Here is a 17,119-nt window from a genome sequence, read left to right on the forward strand (position 1 = left end):
TATTGATAATTTGAAAGGAGGGGAGACTATGCCTCGTAAAGGTCCAGTCCCACGTCGTGACGTATTGCCAGATCCGATCTACAATTCTAAACTTGTTACACGTCTAATCAACCGTATTATGATTGACGGAAAGAGAGGAATTGCTCAAACCATTCTTTATAATGCGTTTGAAACAGTGAAGGAGCGCAGCGGTAACGATCCTATGGAAGTTTTCGACCAAGCTCTTAAGAACATCATGCCAGTTCTTGAAGTTAAAGCCCGCCGTGTTGGTGGTACAAACTATCAAGTGCCGATTGAAGTTAAACCAGAGCGTCGTACAACTTTAGGATTACGCTGGTTGGTAAACTATGCACGTCTACGCGGAGAGAAAACCATGGAAGAGCGTCTTGCGAATGAAATCCTTGATGCTGCTAACAACACTGGTGCTTCTGTTAAGAAACGCGAAGACACGCACAAGATGGCTGAAGCAAACAAAGCGTTTGCTCACTATCGCTGGTAAGATTAAAACTACTAATAAGGTGTTTCAAAAAGCAGGATTAAAGAGCGTAGCGATTTAACCTGACTTTTTGTACATCATCTAACCGTTGAGGAAGGAGAAATACACTATGGCAAGAGAGTTCTCCTTAAAAGATACGCGTAATATCGGAATCATGGCTCACATTGATGCCGGTAAAACAACTGCAACTGAACGTATCCTGTTTTACACAGGGCGTGTTCATAAAATCGGTGAAACTCACGAAGGTGCTTCTCAAATGGACTGGATGGCGCAAGAGCAAGAGCGTGGTATTACAATCACGTCTGCTGCGACAACAGCTCAATGGAAAGGCCATCGTATTAACATCATCGATACTCCAGGACACGTAGACTTCACAGTTGAGGTTGAACGTTCACTTCGCGTATTGGATGGGGCTGTAGCGGTACTAGATGCACAATCAGGTGTTGAACCGCAAACAGAAACAGTTTGGCGTCAAGCAACTACTTATGGTGTTCCTCGTGTAGTATTCGTCAATAAGATGGATAAAACCGGTGCAGATTTCATGTACTCTGTTGGAACACTTCGTGACCGTTTGCAAGCAAACGCTCACCCAATTCAATTACCAATCGGTGCGGAAGATGATTTCACTGGAATCATTGACCTAATCGAAATGGAAGCTCACATCTACAAAGATGACCTTGGTAAGGAGTGGGAAACAACTGAAATTCCTGCTGAGTATAAAGAACAAGCAGAGAAACTTCATGAGTCATTAATCGAAGCAGTAGCTGAGCTTGATGAAGAATTAACAATGAAGTATCTTGAAGGTGAAGAGATTACAAAGGATGAGCTTAAAGCTGCAATCCGTAAAGGAACTTGTAACGTTGAATTCTATCCTGTAATCTGTGGTTCGGCATTTAAGAACAAAGGTGTTCAGCTTATGCTTGATGCTGTTCTTGCTTACCTACCATCACCACTTGATGTTCGCGCGATCACTGGTCACATTCCTGATTCTGAAGAAGAAGTTACTCGTGAGCCAGGCGATGATCAACCGTTCTCTGCACTTGCTTTCAAAGTAATGACGGATCCTTATGTTGGTAAACTAACATTCTTCCGTGTTTACTCTGGTACGCTTGACTCTGGTTCTTATGTTAAGAACTCTACAAAAGACAAGCGTGAGCGCGTAGGTCGTATCCTACAAATGCATGCAAACTCACGTGAGGAAATCTCTACGGTTTACTCTGGTGATATTGCTGCTGCTGTAGGTCTTAAAGATACGACTACTGGTGATACACTATGTGATGAGAAGAACCTTGTTATCTTAGAATCAATGGACTTCCCAGAGCCGGTTATTCACCTTTCTGTTGAGCCTAAGTCTAAAGCTGACCAAGATAAAATGGGTATGGCATTAGCTAAGCTTGCAGAAGAAGATCCAACATTCAAAACGCACACTGACGAAGAAACGGGTCAAACAATCATCGGTGGTATGGGTGAGCTTCACCTTGATATCATTGTTGACCGTATGAAACGTGAATTCAAAGTAGAAGCGAATGTTGGTGCACCTCAAGTTTCATATCGTGAAACGATTCGCCAATCTGCTCAGGTTGAAGGTAAGTTCGTTCGTCAATCTGGTGGACGTGGACAGTTCGGTCACGTATGGGTTGAGTTCTCTCCTAACGAAGAGGGCGCAGGCTTTGAATTTGAGAATGGAATTGTTGGTGGGGTTGTTCCTCGTGAATACGTACCAGCGGTTCAAGCAGGTATTGAAGAAGCACTTGATAACGGTATGATTGCTGGCTTCCCTGTAATCGACATTAAAGCTCGTCTTTTCGATGGTTCTTACCATGATGTCGATTCCAATGAAATGGCCTTTAAGATTGCTGCATCAATGGCTCTGAAAAATGCCAAAACCAAGTGTAACCCGGTTCTTCTTGAGCCACTTATGAAGGTAGAGATTGTTGTACCTGAAGAGTATATGGGTGACATTATGGGTGATGTTACAGCTCGTCGTGGACGTGTTGAAGGAATGGAAGCACGCGGTAACGCACAAACCGTTAAAGCGTTTGTACCTCTTGCAGAAATGTTTGGGTATGCAACATCTCTTCGTTCACGCACACAAGGACGCGGTACGTACTCTATGTTCTTTGATCATTATGAAGAAGTACCGAAGAGTGTCGCAGCTGAAATTATCAAGAAACAAACTGGAGAGTAATCGTTCGCGATTGTTTCCAAAAGAATTTTGTTGTAAGCTAAGGATGATGTACAACCCTTACCGGGCGAACCATCTTTCTTAAAAAAATAAATGAATTGTTCAATTAAAGGGAGGAAATGAATCATGGGTAAAGAAAAATTCGATCGTTCCAAAACACATGCCAATATTGGTACTATTGGACACGTTGACCATGGTAAAACGACATTAACTGCTGCAATTACAACTGTACTTGCTAAGCGTTCTGGTAAAGGTCAAGCAATGGCGTATGACGCTATTGATGGAGCTCCAGAGGAGCGCGAGCGTGGAATCACAATCTCTACAGCTCACGTTGAATACGAAACTGATAGCCGCCACTACGCACACGTAGATTGCCCAGGACACGCTGACTATGTTAAAAACATGATCACTGGTGCTGCACAAATGGACGGAGGAATCCTAGTAGTATCTGCTGCTGACGGTCCAATGCCACAAACTCGTGAGCACATCCTTCTTTCTCGTAACGTAGGTGTACCTGCACTTGTTGTATTCTTAAACAAATGTGACATGGTAGACGACGAAGAGCTTCTTGAGCTTGTAGAAATGGAAGTACGTGATCTTCTTTCTGAGTATGACTTCCCTGGTGATGACGTTCCAGTTATCCAAGGTTCTGCACTTAAAGCCCTTCAAGGTGATGCAGATTACGAAGAAAAAATCATCGAGCTTATGAACGCAGTAGATGAATACATTCCTACTCCTCCACGTGACAAAGAAAAACCATTCATGATGCCTGTTGAGGATGTATTCTCAATCACAGGTCGTGGTACGGTTGCTACTGGTCGTGTAGAGCGTGGTCAACTTAACGTTGGTGACGAAGTAGAAATCATCGGTATTGCTGAAGAAGCTAAGAAAACAACTGTAACTGGTGTTGAGATGTTCCGTAAGCTTCTTGACTATGCTGAAGCTGGTGACAACATTGGAGCACTACTTCGTGGTGTATCTCGTGATGATATCCAACGTGGTCAAGTACTTGCTAAGCCAGGTACAATCACTCCACACACAAACTTCACTTCTGAAGTTTATGTACTATCTAAAGATGAGGGTGGACGTCACACTCCATTCTTCACAAACTACCGTCCTCAGTTCTACTTCCGTACAACTGACGTAACGGGTGTTGTACACCTTCCAGAAGGCATTGAAATGGTAATGCCTGGTGATAACACAGAAATGACTGTTGAGCTTATCTCTCCAATCGCGATCGAAGAAGGAACTCGTTTCTCTATTCGTGAAGGTGGACGTACAGTTGGATCTGGTGTTGTAGCTTCTATCCAGAAGTAATTTCACTAAAGAACAAAGCATCCCTCTAAGGGGTGCTTTTTCTTTTTCCTTAAACACGTTTTAAAAAAATCTAATTCGTCCACTATTACAATAGAAGAAACATCCATTTTACAACGCTGCAATTCTCTACTATAATACGTAGGATCGAATGAATGAGAAGAACAAAAAGTACGAGCTAATTAACGGAGTCACTCAAATATAAGAGTAGAGCTGAAGTGATTTATCTAGAGCAGATAGTAATCACTAATTAGAAGGATAAGTATTTAAAGATTAATCAAGTTAATGTTTCTTCTATATAAAATATAAAAGGCACAAACAAAGCGGACGGGAAGGGGAGGCCGACTCCTAAGGGAGCAAAGGGCAGGGATGAAATAGAACTGGCAAAGCCAGGACTAGTTCACCGCCCTCCCTAGGAAAGCGTGCCCCCCTTCCCGGTAGCGAATCCCTGCACTGCCCAGTCTTTTTTACCAATTGACAGCTGGGACCGCGCGTATTCAGAAAAACCCTGCTCTATCAACAAATTTCTTTTTAAAAAGCCTTGCAATTACAAGTCTTAGTCTTTATAATAGTAGAAGTGTGCCCAAACTATAATTATCTTGTTCGGATGAAGAAGAGAAAAGTGTAAGTGCATTGACATCGATGATGCGGAAGGTTGCTGATACACCCGGCCCCATTGCCATGGCAGAGTGTATGAAATTTTCGCGGAGTATGTCTGTTTATAAAAATGGACGAAAAAGGAGGGGCTATAATGGCAAAGCAAAAGATTCGTATTCGTTTAAAAGCTTATGATCACCGTGTTTTGGACCAATCAGCAGAGAAAATCGTAGAAACGGCTAAACGTTCGGGTGCAAGTGTATCAGGACCGATTCCGCTTCCAACTGAGAGATCAGTGTACACGGTTCTTCGTGCTGTTCATAAGTACAAAGATTCTCGTGAACAATTCGAGATGCGTACACATAAGCGTTTGATTGATATCGTTGAACCAACACCACAAACTGTGGATGCGTTAATGCGTTTAGACTTACCGTCTGGCGTAGACATCGAAATCAAACTATAATAGTTAACTTGCTTTCAAGCGGCTAGACCGCTTCCGATAAAATGGCAAACCAATAAAATGATTTAATTATATAGGAGGTGTAACGGATGACCAAAGGAATCTTAGGTAGAAAAATCGGTATGACTCAGGTATTTGCTGAGAATGGCGAAGTCATCCCAGTAACAGTAATTGAAGCTGAACCAAACGTGGTTCTGCAAAAGAAAACAGTTGATTCTGATGGTTACGAAGCAATCCAACTTGGATTTGCTGACCAGAAGAAAAACAACACTACAAAACCGTCTGAAGGGCATGCAGCAAAAGCTCAAACGACTCCTAAGCGCTACATCAAGGAAATCCGTAACGTTACTCTAGATGACTATGAAGTCGGACAAGAGCTTAGCGTAACAACTTTTGCAGAAGGCGATGTAGTAGACGTAACAGGAACATCTAAAGGGAAAGGTTTCCAAGGTGCTATTAAGCGTCATAACCAATCTCGCGGACCGATGTCCCATGGTTCACGTTACCACCGTCGTCCTGGTTCAATGGGTCCTGTTGCTCCAAACCGTGTATTCAAAGGAAAACTTCTTCCTGGACGTATGGGTGGAGAAACAATTACGATTCAGAACTTGGAAATCGTAAAAGTAGACGCTGAACGTAATCTTTTACTAGTAAAAGGAAATGTTCCTGGAGCAAGAAAAGGTTATGTTGCAATTCAGTCCGGAGTTAAAGCTAACTAATCGATTTATAGAAGAAAGGAGGCCACATCATGCCGAAAGTTACAGTATTTAATCAAACTGGTTCAGAAGTTGGCGATATCGAGCTTGCTGATTCCGTATTCGGAATTGAACCAAATGAGAGTGTGTTACATGACGCAGTAGTAATGCAACAAGCATCTCTACGTCAAGGAACTCACAAAACTAAAGGACGCTCTGAAGTTCGCGGAGGCGGTCGTAAACCATGGCGCCAAAAGGGTACAGGACGTGCTCGTCAAGGTTCTATCCGTTCACCACAATGGGTTGGCGGTGGAGTTGTTTTTGGACCTACACCACGCAGCTACAGCTTCAAACTTCCTAAGAAGGTTCGTCGCCTAGCGATCAAATCTGCGCTATCAAGCAAAGTTCAAGCTTCTGAGGTTGTTGTACTTGAAGATCTTAAATTTGACGCAATCAAAACAAAAGACATGGCAGCTGTCCTGTCTGGACTTTCTATTGCGAAAAAAGCTCTAGTTGTTGTTTCTGACTACAACGAGAATGTAGAACTTTCAAGTCGTAATCTTCCAAATGTAACAGTCTTAACTGCTGACTCTGTTAACGTACTTGATGTGCTTAAGCACGACAAGCTAGTTCTAACAAAAGCGGCTGTTGAAAAGGTAGAGGAGGTGCTTGCATAATGTCAAACGCTCGTGATATCTTAAAGCGCCCTATCATTACTGAACGTTCAACTGATTTGATGGAAGAAAAGAAATACACTTTCGAAGTTGATGTTCGTGCGAACAAAACTCAAATCAAATCAGCTGTAGAGGAAATCTTCGAAGTTAAGGTTTCTAACGTAAATACAATTAACTCCAAAGGGAAGTCAAAACGTTTCGGACGTTACACTGGCTACACGGCTCGCCGTAAAAAAGCTATTGTTACATTAACGCCTGAAAGTAAAGAACTAGACTTCTTTGAAGGGTAACATTAACAAAGAAGGAGGGAATTAAAGATGGCTATTAAAAAGTATAAACCAACCAGTGCCGGTCGTCGTGGCATGTCAGTATCTGACTTCGCTGAACTAACGACGGATAAGCCGGAAAAGTCGTTACTAGCTCCTTTACACAAAAAAGGCGGTCGTAACAACCAAGGTAAATTGACTGTACGTCATCAAGGTGGCGGACACAAACGTCAATACCGTATCATCGATTTCAAACGTAACAAAGATGGAATTCCAGGACGCGTTGCTACGATCGAATATGATCCAAACCGTTCTGCTAACATTGCGTTACTTCACTATGCAGATGGTGAAAAACGCTACATCTTAGCTCCAAAAGGCCTTAAGGTCGGAACTGTTGTTGAATCAGGTGTTGAAGCGGATATCAAAGTAGGTAACACATTACCACTTAGCAATATTCCAGTAGGTACTATTATTCACAACATCGAGCTTCGTCCTGGTAAAGGTGGTCAGCTTGTTCGTTCTGCTGGTGCAGAAGCTCAACTTCTTGGTAAAGAAGGTCAATATGTACTTGTTCGTCTGAACTCAGGTGAAACTCGTTACATTCTATCTACTTGCCGCGCTACAATCGGTCAAGTTGGTAACCTTGAGCACGAACTTGTGAACATCGGTAAAGCCGGTCGTTCTAGATGGTTAGGTAAGCGTCCTACGGTTCGTGGATCTGTAATGAACCCGAACGATCACCCACACGGTGGTGGTGAAGGTAGATCTCCAATCGGACGTAAATCTCCAATGTCTCCATGGGGTAAACCAACTCTTGGATACAAAACACGTAAGAAGAACAACCAATCTGACAAGTACATTGTACGTCGTCGCAAAAAATAACGCGATATGGCTTCGGTTCTCAAACCAGGGAGCCGGTTGCCAATCACGGAAGGAGGAAATCTCATGAGCCGTAGTTTAAAAAAGGGACCTTTTGTTGATGATCACTTGATGAAAAAAGTTGAAGCTCTTAACGAGACGAACGATAAGAAAGTTATCAAGACATGGTCTCGCCGTTCAACGATCTTTCCTGATTTCGTCGGTCACACATTTGCAATTTATGATGGTCGTAAGCATGTACCTGTATACGTATCTGAGGATATGGTAGGACACAAGCTTGGCGAATTCGCACCAAGCCGTACTTACAAAGGTCACGCTGCTGACGATAGAAAAACTAGACGTTAAGGATTGAAGAGAGGAGGTTTAAGACCATGCAAGCTAAAGCTGTAGCAAAACAAATTCGTATTGCTCCTCGTAAAGTGCGTTTGGTTATAGACTTGATTCGTGGCAAAGATGTTGGAGAAGCAGTGGCTATTTTACGTCATACTCCAAAAGCTGCCTCGCCGGTAGTAGAAAAGCTATTGAATTCAGCTATTGCTAATGCAGAACACAATTACGAGATGGAGCCTAATAATCTTGTTATTAGTGAAGCCTTTGTTGATGAAGGTGTAACTCTTAAACGTTTCCGCCCACGTGCGATGGGACGTGCAAGTAAAATTAACAAACGTAGTAGCCATATTACGATTGTTGTAACTGAGAAGAAGGAGGGATAACGCATGGGTCAAAAAATTAATCCGATAGGTCTTCGGGTTGGTGTTATTCGTGACTGGGAGTCTAAATGGTACGCAGATAAAGACTATGCAAACCTACTTCACGAAGATATTAAAATCCGTGATTATATCGAAACTCGTTTAAAAGAAGCATCCGTTTCTAAAGTAGAAATCGAGCGTGCTGCTAATCGTGTGAATATCACAATCTCTACTGCAAAGCCAGGAATGGTAATCGGTAAAGGTGGATCAGAGGTTGAAGCTCTTCGTAAAGCGCTAAACGACCTAACTGGTAAAAGAGTTCACATTAACATCTTTGAAATCAAGCAAGCTGATCTTGATGCGAAGCTTGTTGCTGAAAATATTGCTCGTCAACTTGAGAACCGTATCTCTTTCCGTCGTGCAATGAAACAATCTATCCAACGTACTATGCGTTCTGGAGCAAAAGGAATTAAAACGCAAGTATCTGGCCGTCTTGGTGGAGCAGATATCGCGCGTGCTGAGCATTACAACGAAGGAACAGTTCCACTTCATACTCTTCGTGCTGACATCGACTACGGTACAGCTGAAGCAGATACTACTTATGGTAAAATCGGTGTGAAAATCTGGATTTACCGTGGTGAAGTCCTTCCAACGAAAGGAACTAAAAAAGAGGAAGGAGGCAACTAATCATGTTATTACCTAAACGTGTTAAATATCGTCGCGAACATCGCGGAAAAATGCGTGGACGTGCAAAAGGTGGTACTGAAGTTCATTTCGGTGAATTCGGACTACAAGCTACAGAAGCTTCTTGGGTGACTAACCGTCAAATCGAAGCTGCTCGTATCGCAATGACTCGTTACATGAAACGTGGTGGTAAGGTTTGGATCAAGATCTTCCCTTCTAAACCATACACTGCTAAGCCTTTAGAAGTACGAATGGGTTCTGGTAAAGGGGCACCTGAAGGATGGGTTGCCGTTGTGAAACCTGGTAAGGTTATGTTTGAAATTTCTGGAGTATCTGAAGAAGTTGCTCGTGAAGCTCTTCGTCTTGCCTCTCACAAATTACCGCTCAAAACTAAGTTTGTAAAACGTGAAGAACTGGGTGGTGACGCAAATGAAAGCTAATGATATCCGTAATTTAACCACTGCTGAGATTGAAAAACAGACTCAAACATTGAAAGAGGAGTTATTTAACCTTCGCTTTCAACTAGCAACTGGTCAATTAGACAATCCTTCTCGTATCCGTGAGGTACGTAAAGGCATTGCTCGTACAAAGACCGTTTTGCGTGAGCGTGAGCTTGGAATTAATAACGGCTAAAGAGGAGGTTTGCTAAATGGAACGCAACCAGCGTAAAGTATATCAAGGTCGCGTTGTTTCCGACAAAATGGATAAAACCATTACGGTACTTGTTGAAACATACAAGAAAGATCGTTTGTACGGAAAACGTGTTAAGTATTCAAAGAAAATGAAAGCCCATGATGAAGAGAACACTGCTAAAACTGGTGATATCGTTAGAATCATGGAAACTCGTCCGCTTTCAAAGGACAAACGTTTTCGTCTAGTAGAAATCGTGGAAGAAGCGGTTATTATTTAATAAAAGCTCTTGATTTGAAGGGAGGTAAACTCATATGATTCAACAAGAATCCCGTTTAAAGGTTGCAGATAACTCTGGTGCTCGCGAAGTACTATGTATTAAAGTACTAGGTGGATCAGGTCGTAAAACAGCTAACATTGGTGACGTTATTGTTTGCTCGGTAAAACAAGCAACACCAGGTGGCGTTGTCAAAAAAGGTGAAGTTGTTAAAGCTGTAATCGTACGTTCAAAAACTGGTGCTCGTCGTGCTGATGGTTCATACATCAAATTTGATGAGAACGCAGCTGTAATTGTACGTGATGATAAGAGCCCACGTGGAACTCGTATCTTTGGACCAGTTGCTCGTGAACTTCGTGATAACCAATTCATGAAGATCGTATCTCTTGCTCCAGAAGTTCTATAAGTAACGATTGAATGCAAGACCCAGGGAGGTGCAAATATGTCAAACATGCATGTCAAAAAAGGTGACACTGTTATCGTGATCGCTGGTAAAGACAAAGGTAAGCAAGGAGTTGTTCTTGAAGCTTTTCCTAAGAAGAGCCGTGTGCTTGTTGAAGGTGTAAACCTTGTTAAGAAACACGCGAAGCCATCTCAGGATAATCCACAAGGCGGCATCCTTAACCAAGAAGCATCAATTCACTCATCTAACGTGATGCACGTTGATCCTAAATCAGGAGAGCGCACACGTGTCGGATATAAAGAAGAGAACGGTAAAAAAGTACGGGTTGCAAAACGTTCTGGCGAAGCGCTAGACAAGTAATCAACACGTCTGAAAGGAGGACCTTTAAATGAGTCGTTTAAAAGAAAAGTACTCTCAGGAAATCGCTCCATCATTAGTTGAGAAGTTCAAATACAGCTCAACTATGGCGGTTCCGAAACTTGATAAGATTGTCATCAACATGGGTGTTGGTGAAGCAGTATCAAATGCGAAAGCACTTGATAAAGCTGTTGAAGAACTAACTGAGATCGCTGGTCAAAAGCCAGTTATCACAAAAGCAAAGAAATCTATCGCTGGTTTTAAACTACGTGAAGGTATGCCAATCGGCGCTAAAGTTACACTTCGCGGACAGCGTATGTATGATTTCCTTGATAAATTAGTTAGTGTTTCTCTTCCACGTGTACGTGATTTCCGTGGGATCTCAAAGAAAGCATTTGATGGTCGCGGTAACTACACACTTGGAGTTAAAGAACAACTAATTTTCCCTGAAATTAACTACGATAAAGTAGATAAAGTACGCGGAATGGACATCGTTATCGTAACGACTGCTCAAACAGATGAAGAAGCACGTGAGTTGCTAACTCAAATGGGTATGCCGTTTCAAAAGTAATTAAGTCTTCTTGATTAGGAGGGAACACATTGGCGAAAAAATCAATGATCGCAAAACAAAAGCGTAAGCCAAAATTCAAAGTGCAGGAATATACACGTTGTGAAAAATGTGGACGTCCGCATTCAGTAATTCAGAAATTTAAACTTTGCCGTATTTGCTTTAAAGAACTCGCTTATAAAGGTCAAATTCCTGGCGTTAAAAAAGCAAGCTGGTAATACCTAGAACGGGAAGGAGGTAATTAAACATGGTTATGACAGATCCTATCGCAGATATGCTTACTCGTATTCGTAACGCGAACTTAGTTCGTCATGAGAAGCTTGAGCTGCCTGCTTCAACAATCAAGAAAGAAATTGCCGATATCTTGAAGCGTGAAGGTTTCATTCGCGATTTTGAATATATCGAAGACAGCAAACAAGGTGTGATTCGTATTTTCCTTAAATACGGTTCAACTAACGAACGTGTAATCACAGGCCTTAAACGTATCAGCAAGCCAGGACTTCGTGTGTATGCTAAAGCTGAGGAACTTCCTCGCGTACTTGGCGGACTTGGAATTGCGCTTGTTTCAACATCAAAAGGCATTATGACAGACAAAGATGCTCGTCAACAGCAAGTCGGTGGAGAAGTACTTGCTTACGTTTGGTAAGAGTGTGTTTGAATCGAATGGAGGTGTAATGTATGTCCCGAGTTGGTAGAAAACCAATTGAAGTTCCTGGTGATGTTACAGTTACACTAGAAGGTACTTTTATTAAAGTAAAAGGTCCTAAAGGTGAACTGAGCCGCGATTTGCACCCGGACATGAAAGTAAACGTTGAAGAAAAAGAGATCACGGTTGAACGTCCGTCTGACCAAAAAGAGCACCGTGCTCTTCATGGAACGACTCGTAGCCTAATCAACAACATGGTTGAGGGAGTTACAAAAGGCTTCGAGCGTGGGCTTGAGCTTGTAGGTGTAGGTTATCGTGCATCTAAATCAGGAAACAAACTTGTTCTTAACGTTGGTTACTCTCACCCAGTTGAGATCGTACCAGCTGAAGGTATCGAAGTTGAAGTTCCTTCTAACACAAAAGTAGTTGTAAAAGGGATTGATAAGCAAGCTGTTGGAGCATTAGCTTCTAACATCCGTGCTGTTCGTCTGCCTGAGCCTTACAAAGGTAAAGGAATTCGCTATGAAGGTGAAAATGTTCGCCGTAAAGAAGGAAAAACTGGTAAATAATTAATTAGCTAGCGAAAGGAATGACGTTTAATGATTACGAAGCCGAACAAAAATCAGGCACGTAAGAAAAGACACGCTCACGTTCGTCGCGCCATTACTGGTACGCCTGAACGTCCACGTCTTAACGTTTTCCGTTCTTCTAAACACATTTATGCTCAACTTATTGATGATGTAAATGGTGTGACAGTGGCTCAAGCTTCTTCTCTTGATAAAGAGCTTGGCCTAGAGAACGGTGCGAACAAAGAAGCAGCTGAAAAAGTTGGTTCTCTAGTAGCAAAACGTGCAGTGGAAAAAGGACATGAAACAATCGTCTTTGACCGTGGCGGATATATCTATCACGGACGTGTACAAACTCTTGCAGATGCAGCGCGTGAAGCTGGTCTGAAATTCTAAGAAACAGATAAGGAGGGAAAATAAATGCGTCGTATTGACCCTAATACGTTAGAGCTTGAAGAAAAAGTCGTTACGGTTAACCGTGTAGCGAAAGTTGTAAAAGGCGGACGTCGTTTTCGCTTTGCTGCACTCGTTGTAGTTGGCGACAAAAACGGTCACGTTGGTTTTGGTATGGGTAAAGCTCAGGAGGTTCCTGAAGCAATCCGTAAAGCTGTTGAGGACGCAAAAAAGAACCTTATCGAGGTTCCAGTTGTAGGTACAACACTTCCTCACCAAATTCTAGGACATTTCGGAGCAGGTAAAGTACTTCTTAAACCAGCTTCTGAAGGTACTGGAGTTATCGCTGGTGGTCCTGTACGTGCAGTACTTGAACTTGCTGGTGTAGGCGATATCCTTTCTAAATCATTGGGATCTAACAACCCAATTAACATGGTACGTGCTACAATCCAAGGGCTATCAAACCTAAAACGTGCTGAAGAAGTTGCAAAACTTCGTGGCAAATCCGTAGAAGAACTCTTAGGATAAGGAGGGACATTAAATGGCTAAGCAATTAGAAATTACCCTCACGCGTAGTTTGATTGGTCGCCCTGAAGATCAGCGCGTTACCGTTAACACGCTAGGCTTACGTAAAATGCACCAAACGGTTGTTCAACGTGATAACGTTGCGATCCGTGGTATGGTTAACAAAGTAAGTCACTTGGTAACTGTTAAAGAAATCGAAGCATAAATAGCAATTTTTGAAAGAGGAGGTGTCGACATTGAAACTTCATGAGTTGAAGCCTGCAGAAGGTTCTCGTAAAGTTCGTAATCGCGTGGGCCGAGGAATTGGTTCTGGAAATGGTAAAACATCTGGTAGAGGCCATAAAGGTCAAAATTCACGTTCTGGTGGCGGAGTTCGTCCAGGATTTGAGGGTGGACAAAATCCACTTTACCGTCGTTTACCGAAACGCGGATTTACTAACCGTACTCGTAAAGAGTATTCAGTAATCAGTCTTGATGTACTTAATCGTTTTGACGCTGGTACAGAAGTTACTCCGGAACTTCTTATCGAGTCTAAAACAGTTAAGAACGTAAAAGACGGAATTAAAGTACTAGGTAATGGTACGCTAGATAAAAAGCTAACTGTGAAAGCAAACAAGTTTTCAGCATCAGCAGTTGAAGCGATTGAGGCAGCTGGCGGAAAAACCGAGGTGGTTTAATGTTCCGGACGATCTCCAACATTTTCCGAGTGGGTGATCTTCGCCGTAAGGTTATTTTCACCCTTCTTATGCTCATCGTTTTTCGTATCGGAAGTTTCATTCCTATCCCAGGTTCAAATAGTGAGGTATTAACCTTCTTTGATGAAGCAAATGCATTTGGCTTTTTGAACACCTTTGGGGGAGGGGCATTAGGGAACTTCTCGATCTTTGCAATGGGCATTATGCCATATATTACAGCATCCATCGTTGTACAATTGTTACAAATGGACGTGGTACCTAAATTCACCGAGTGGGCAAAACAAGGTGAAGCGGGGCGCCGTAAGCTGGCACAGGTAACTCGTTATGGAACGATCGTTATAGGTTTTGTTCAAGCACTAGGGATGTCAATCGGTTTCAACTCACTTGCACCTGGTCTGATCGAGAACCCGGGCATGATGACTTATGTCTTTATCGCTGTGGTTCTAACAGCAGGTACAGCCTTTCTTATGTGGCTTGGTGAGCAAATCACCGCAAACGGTGTTGGAAATGGAATCTCTATTATTATATTTGCAGGTATTGCAGCAGGGATTCCAAATGGTCTTAACCAGTTATATACATCTCAGATCGAGGGTGCGGGCGATGGATTATTCCTAAGCATTATCACACTTCTTGTTCTGGCAATTGCTGTTCTTTTGATTATCGTAGGAGTAATATACATTCAACAGGCTCTCCGTAAGGTTCCTGTTCAATATGCTAAACGTCAAGTAAACAACCGTGCGACTACAGGTGGCCAATCGACACACTTACCATTAAAGGTAAATGCGTCTGGGGTAATTCCAGTTATCTTTGCATCCGCGCTTTTCTACTTCCCTGGAACTATTGCTGGTTTCTTTGGAGCAGAGAATGGGTTTGCAAGATCGGTAGTTGAGATCTTTACTCCTAGTAACCCGTATGGTGCGATTGTATTCGTTGCGTTAATTATTGCTTTTACGTACTTCTATACATTCATTCAGGTTAATCCGGAAAAAATGGCAGAAAATCTTAAGAAGCAAGGTGGATATATCCCTGGAATTCGTCCTGGAAAAACCACACAAAGTTACTTAACACGCATCTTATATCGTTTGACTTTTGTTGGTTCATTGTTCCTTGCTGCGGTTGCAATTATCCCTGTTATTTTCATTCAAATTATGAATCTGCCTGAAGCAATACAAATTGGCGGTACAGGTTTACTAATTGTTGTAGGTGTAGCACTAGATACAATGAAACAAATAGAAGGGCAGTTAATCAAACGCTCATATAGAGGCTTCATTAAGTAAACATGCATCGGGGGTTACACCCCGTTCGCTTGTTGTCGGGAGAACGGATGAGAGGGGACTCGTAATGAATCTAATGTTAATGGGACTGCCGGGTGCCGGTAAAGGAACTCAGGCAGAAAAAATCTCTAAGAAATATGAGATTCCTCATATTTCAACGGGAGATATGTTCCGAGCTGCGATCAAAGATCAGACTGAATTGGGAGTGGAAGCTAAGTCCTACATGGATGCAGGCAACCTCGTACCTGATGAAGTCACAATCGGTATAGTACGCGAGCGATTATCCCAGGATGATTGCAAAAAAGGGTTTCTACTAGATGGCTTTCCAAGAACAGTCGCTCAAGCAGAAGCACTCGAAAACATTTTAGCTGAACAAGGACGTACGTTAGACTACGTACTATATGTTCATGTTCCTGAGCAATTGCTTATGGATCGACTAACTGGACGTAGAGTGTCAACTTCTGGCCGCACCTATCATGTTCTTTTTAACCCGCCAAAGGTTGAAGGAAAAGATGATGTTGATGGTAGTGATCTGATTCAACGAGAAGACGACAAACCAGAAACCGTTAAAAAGCGTCTAGAGGTAAATATTGCGCAAACACAGCCGCTTATTGACTTCTATACTGAGAAAGAGTATCTTCAAACGATACAGGGCGATCGAGAGATTGATCATGTGTTTGAAGAGATTGATTCCCTGATTAAGGGACTCCGTGCATGATTATTCTAAAAACCGAGAGGGAATTAGAAATTATGCGTGAAGCTGGTCGAATTGTGGCACTGACTCATCAAGAGCTCAAGCCACATATTAAGCCAGGAGTTACTACAGGCGAACTCGATCAAATTGCTGAGAGATTCATTCGCTCTCACGGAGCAACTCCTTCATTTTTGGACTATAACGGATTTAAAGGCAGTGTATGTGCTTCAGTAAACGAGGAACTGGTACATGGTATTCCCGGTGAGCGGGTCTTAAAAGATGGCGATATAATTAGTCTGGATATTGGTGCCTACTATAATGGATATCATGGTGACTCAGCATGGACATATGCCGTTGGCTCTGTTAGTGCTGAAGACAGCAAGCTTTGTGAGGTTACAGAGGCTGCACTATATAAGGGCTTAGAGCAAGCGAAGCCTGGTGCAAGAATTTCAGACATCTCGCATGCTATTCAGAATTATGCCGAACCTCTTGGATTTCAGATTGTAAGAGAGTATGTCGGACACGGAGTCGGGCAAAACTTACATGAAGATCCACAAATTCCGAACTACGGACCTCCTGGAAAAGGCACACGCCTTAAAAAGGGTATGGTTCTAGCAATTGAACCAATGATCAACGCTGGTTCGAGATATGTTCGAACTCTTGAAGATAATTGGACGGTTGTTACGGTAGATGGCAAAAAGTGCGCTCATTACGAGCATACGATTGCAATAACAGAAACAGGCTATGAAATTTTGACAAAAGCTTGATTTTATCAGTGAATAGTCGATTTTAATAGGCTTTAATGTTATTATAGGAATGTTAGGGGTTTTTTGTTTGAAGAAGCAAAACCCTCTTTTGATGAAACGTGCAATTCTAGGAATTACGTGCTAGTTGATATAGAACGATTTACTGAAGGGAGGAAACATAGTACATGGCTAAAGAGGATGTTATTGAAGTAGAAGGAACGGTTATTGAACCACTTCCTAATGCAATGTTTCGTGTAGAACTTGAGAATGGTCACAAAATCCTCGCTCACGTATCAGGTAAGATTCGGATGCACTTCATTCGTATTCTTCCAGGAGATAAGGTCACAATTGAACTGTCTCCATATGATCTGACACGTGGACGAATCACTTATAGGTATAAATAACA

General features: G+C 42.3%; 28 protein-coding genes. All 28 read left to right on the forward strand.

All coding sequences use genetic code 11. From position 1 onward, the window contains the following. Positions 1 to 28 precede the first annotated feature (28 nt). Positions 29 to 499: a 30S ribosomal protein S7 gene (gene rpsG, locus NSQ54_00810; GenBank protein ID WYP26694.1), complete on the forward strand. Its 471-nt coding sequence runs from the start codon at positions 29 to 31 to the stop codon at positions 497 to 499. Between the two features lie 106 nt (positions 500 to 605). Then, entirely contained in the window at positions 606 to 2,684 is a 2,079-nt protein-coding gene (gene fusA / locus NSQ54_00815) for an elongation factor G (protein WYP26695.1), read from the forward strand. A 123-nt stretch (positions 2,685 to 2,807) separates the two neighbouring features. Then, complete coding sequence (gene tuf / locus NSQ54_00820) at positions 2,808 to 3,998, forward strand: elongation factor Tu (GenBank protein ID WYP26696.1); 1,191 nt, start codon at positions 2,808 to 2,810, stop codon at positions 3,996 to 3,998. Positions 3,999 to 4,746: 748 nt separating this feature from the next. After that, positions 4,747 to 5,055, forward strand: coding sequence for a 30S ribosomal protein S10 (gene rpsJ / locus NSQ54_00825; protein WYP26697.1), 309 nt, complete (start codon positions 4,747 to 4,749; stop codon positions 5,053 to 5,055). A gap of 86 nt (positions 5,056 to 5,141) precedes the next feature. Then, the gene (gene rplC, locus NSQ54_00830) at positions 5,142 to 5,771 is read left to right on the forward strand and encodes a 50S ribosomal protein L3 (GenBank protein WYP26698.1); all 630 of its coding nucleotides are present in this window, start codon (positions 5,142 to 5,144) and stop codon (positions 5,769 to 5,771) included. Positions 5,772 to 5,800: 29 nt separating this feature from the next. Then, positions 5,801 to 6,424, forward strand: coding sequence for a 50S ribosomal protein L4 (gene rplD / locus NSQ54_00835; protein WYP26699.1), 624 nt, complete (start codon positions 5,801 to 5,803; stop codon positions 6,422 to 6,424). Then, positions 6,424 to 6,711, forward strand: a complete 288-nt coding sequence (gene rplW / locus NSQ54_00840; GenBank protein WYP26700.1) for a 50S ribosomal protein L23 — start codon at positions 6,424 to 6,426, stop codon at positions 6,709 to 6,711. The genes rplD and rplW overlap by 1 nt, the downstream gene beginning before the upstream one ends. A gap of 27 nt (positions 6,712 to 6,738) precedes the next feature. Continuing rightward, positions 6,739 to 7,569 (forward strand): 50S ribosomal protein L2, encoded by an 831-nt coding sequence (gene rplB, locus NSQ54_00845; protein WYP26701.1) that lies wholly within the window; start codon positions 6,739 to 6,741, stop codon positions 7,567 to 7,569. A gap of 63 nt (positions 7,570 to 7,632) precedes the next feature. Then, the gene (gene rpsS / locus NSQ54_00850; protein WYP26702.1) at positions 7,633 to 7,911 is read left to right on the forward strand and encodes a 30S ribosomal protein S19; all 279 of its coding nucleotides are present in this window, start codon (positions 7,633 to 7,635) and stop codon (positions 7,909 to 7,911) included. 26 nt (positions 7,912 to 7,937) lie between these two features. Then, complete coding sequence (gene rplV, locus NSQ54_00855; protein WYP26703.1) at positions 7,938 to 8,279, forward strand: 50S ribosomal protein L22; 342 nt, start codon at positions 7,938 to 7,940, stop codon at positions 8,277 to 8,279. A 3-nt stretch (positions 8,280 to 8,282) separates the two neighbouring features. Continuing rightward, positions 8,283 to 8,942 carry a 30S ribosomal protein S3 gene (rpsC, locus tag NSQ54_00860; GenBank protein ID WYP26704.1) on the forward strand — a complete coding sequence of 220 codons (660 nt, stop codon included), beginning with the start codon at positions 8,283 to 8,285 and terminating at the stop codon, positions 8,940 to 8,942. Positions 8,943 to 8,944: 2 nt separating this feature from the next. Next, entirely contained in the window at positions 8,945 to 9,379 is a 435-nt protein-coding gene (rplP, locus tag NSQ54_00865) for a 50S ribosomal protein L16 (GenBank protein WYP26705.1), read from the forward strand. Continuing rightward, positions 9,369 to 9,572 carry a 50S ribosomal protein L29 gene (gene rpmC, locus NSQ54_00870; GenBank protein ID WYP26706.1) on the forward strand — a complete coding sequence of 68 codons (204 nt, stop codon included), beginning with the start codon at positions 9,369 to 9,371 and terminating at the stop codon, positions 9,570 to 9,572. Before rplP ends, rpmC begins: the two co-directional genes overlap by 11 nt. A gap of 16 nt (positions 9,573 to 9,588) precedes the next feature. Then, the gene (rpsQ, locus tag NSQ54_00875; protein WYP26707.1) at positions 9,589 to 9,849 is read left to right on the forward strand and encodes a 30S ribosomal protein S17; all 261 of its coding nucleotides are present in this window, start codon (positions 9,589 to 9,591) and stop codon (positions 9,847 to 9,849) included. Positions 9,850 to 9,883: 34 nt separating this feature from the next. Then, entirely contained in the window at positions 9,884 to 10,252 is a 369-nt protein-coding gene (gene rplN, locus NSQ54_00880) for a 50S ribosomal protein L14 (GenBank protein ID WYP26708.1), read from the forward strand. A 45-nt stretch (positions 10,253 to 10,297) separates the two neighbouring features. Beyond that, positions 10,298 to 10,609 (forward strand): 50S ribosomal protein L24, encoded by a 312-nt coding sequence (gene rplX / locus NSQ54_00885; GenBank protein ID WYP28470.1) that lies wholly within the window; start codon positions 10,298 to 10,300, stop codon positions 10,607 to 10,609. 28 nt (positions 10,610 to 10,637) lie between these two features. Then, complete coding sequence (gene rplE / locus NSQ54_00890; protein ID WYP26709.1) at positions 10,638 to 11,177, forward strand: 50S ribosomal protein L5; 540 nt, start codon at positions 10,638 to 10,640, stop codon at positions 11,175 to 11,177. Positions 11,178 to 11,206: 29 nt separating this feature from the next. Beyond that, a complete protein-coding gene (locus NSQ54_00895) occupies positions 11,207 to 11,392 on the forward strand; it encodes a type Z 30S ribosomal protein S14 (protein WYP26710.1) in 186 nt (61 codons plus the stop codon). Between the two features lie 29 nt (positions 11,393 to 11,421). Next, the gene (rpsH, locus tag NSQ54_00900) at positions 11,422 to 11,820 is read left to right on the forward strand and encodes a 30S ribosomal protein S8 (GenBank protein WYP26711.1); all 399 of its coding nucleotides are present in this window, start codon (positions 11,422 to 11,424) and stop codon (positions 11,818 to 11,820) included. Positions 11,821 to 11,852: 32 nt separating this feature from the next. Further along, positions 11,853 to 12,389, forward strand: coding sequence for a 50S ribosomal protein L6 (gene rplF, locus NSQ54_00905; GenBank protein ID WYP26712.1), 537 nt, complete (start codon positions 11,853 to 11,855; stop codon positions 12,387 to 12,389). Between the two features lie 30 nt (positions 12,390 to 12,419). Further along, positions 12,420 to 12,782, forward strand: coding sequence for a 50S ribosomal protein L18 (gene rplR, locus NSQ54_00910; protein ID WYP26713.1), 363 nt, complete (start codon positions 12,420 to 12,422; stop codon positions 12,780 to 12,782). A gap of 24 nt (positions 12,783 to 12,806) precedes the next feature. Beyond that, a complete protein-coding gene (gene rpsE, locus NSQ54_00915) occupies positions 12,807 to 13,307 on the forward strand; it encodes a 30S ribosomal protein S5 (GenBank protein WYP26714.1) in 501 nt (166 codons plus the stop codon). 13 nt (positions 13,308 to 13,320) lie between these two features. Then, positions 13,321 to 13,509, forward strand: a complete 189-nt coding sequence (gene rpmD / locus NSQ54_00920) for a 50S ribosomal protein L30 (GenBank protein WYP26715.1) — start codon at positions 13,321 to 13,323, stop codon at positions 13,507 to 13,509. A gap of 31 nt (positions 13,510 to 13,540) precedes the next feature. Then, positions 13,541 to 13,981 carry a 50S ribosomal protein L15 gene (rplO, locus tag NSQ54_00925; GenBank protein WYP26716.1) on the forward strand — a complete coding sequence of 147 codons (441 nt, stop codon included), beginning with the start codon at positions 13,541 to 13,543 and terminating at the stop codon, positions 13,979 to 13,981. Next, entirely contained in the window at positions 13,981 to 15,276 is a 1,296-nt protein-coding gene (gene secY / locus NSQ54_00930) for a preprotein translocase subunit SecY (GenBank protein ID WYP26717.1), read from the forward strand. Before rplO ends, secY begins: the two co-directional genes overlap by 1 nt. 64 nt (positions 15,277 to 15,340) lie before the next feature. Further along, the gene (locus NSQ54_00935) at positions 15,341 to 15,991 is read left to right on the forward strand and encodes an adenylate kinase (protein ID WYP26718.1); all 651 of its coding nucleotides are present in this window, start codon (positions 15,341 to 15,343) and stop codon (positions 15,989 to 15,991) included. Continuing rightward, positions 15,988 to 16,734, forward strand: a complete 747-nt coding sequence (gene map, locus NSQ54_00940; GenBank protein WYP26719.1) for a type I methionyl aminopeptidase — start codon at positions 15,988 to 15,990, stop codon at positions 16,732 to 16,734. The genes NSQ54_00935 and map overlap by 4 nt, the downstream gene beginning before the upstream one ends. Before the next feature lie 164 nt (positions 16,735 to 16,898). Then, positions 16,899 to 17,117 carry a translation initiation factor IF-1 gene (gene infA, locus NSQ54_00945; protein ID WYP26720.1) on the forward strand — a complete coding sequence of 73 codons (219 nt, stop codon included), beginning with the start codon at positions 16,899 to 16,901 and terminating at the stop codon, positions 17,115 to 17,117. Positions 17,118 to 17,119: the final 2 nt, after the last annotated feature.

Origin of the sequence: Alkalihalobacillus sp. FSL W8-0930 (genome assembly GCA_037965595.1) — a bacterium.
Lineage (GTDB): Bacteria > Bacillota > Bacilli > Bacillales > Bacillaceae_D > Alkalicoccobacillus.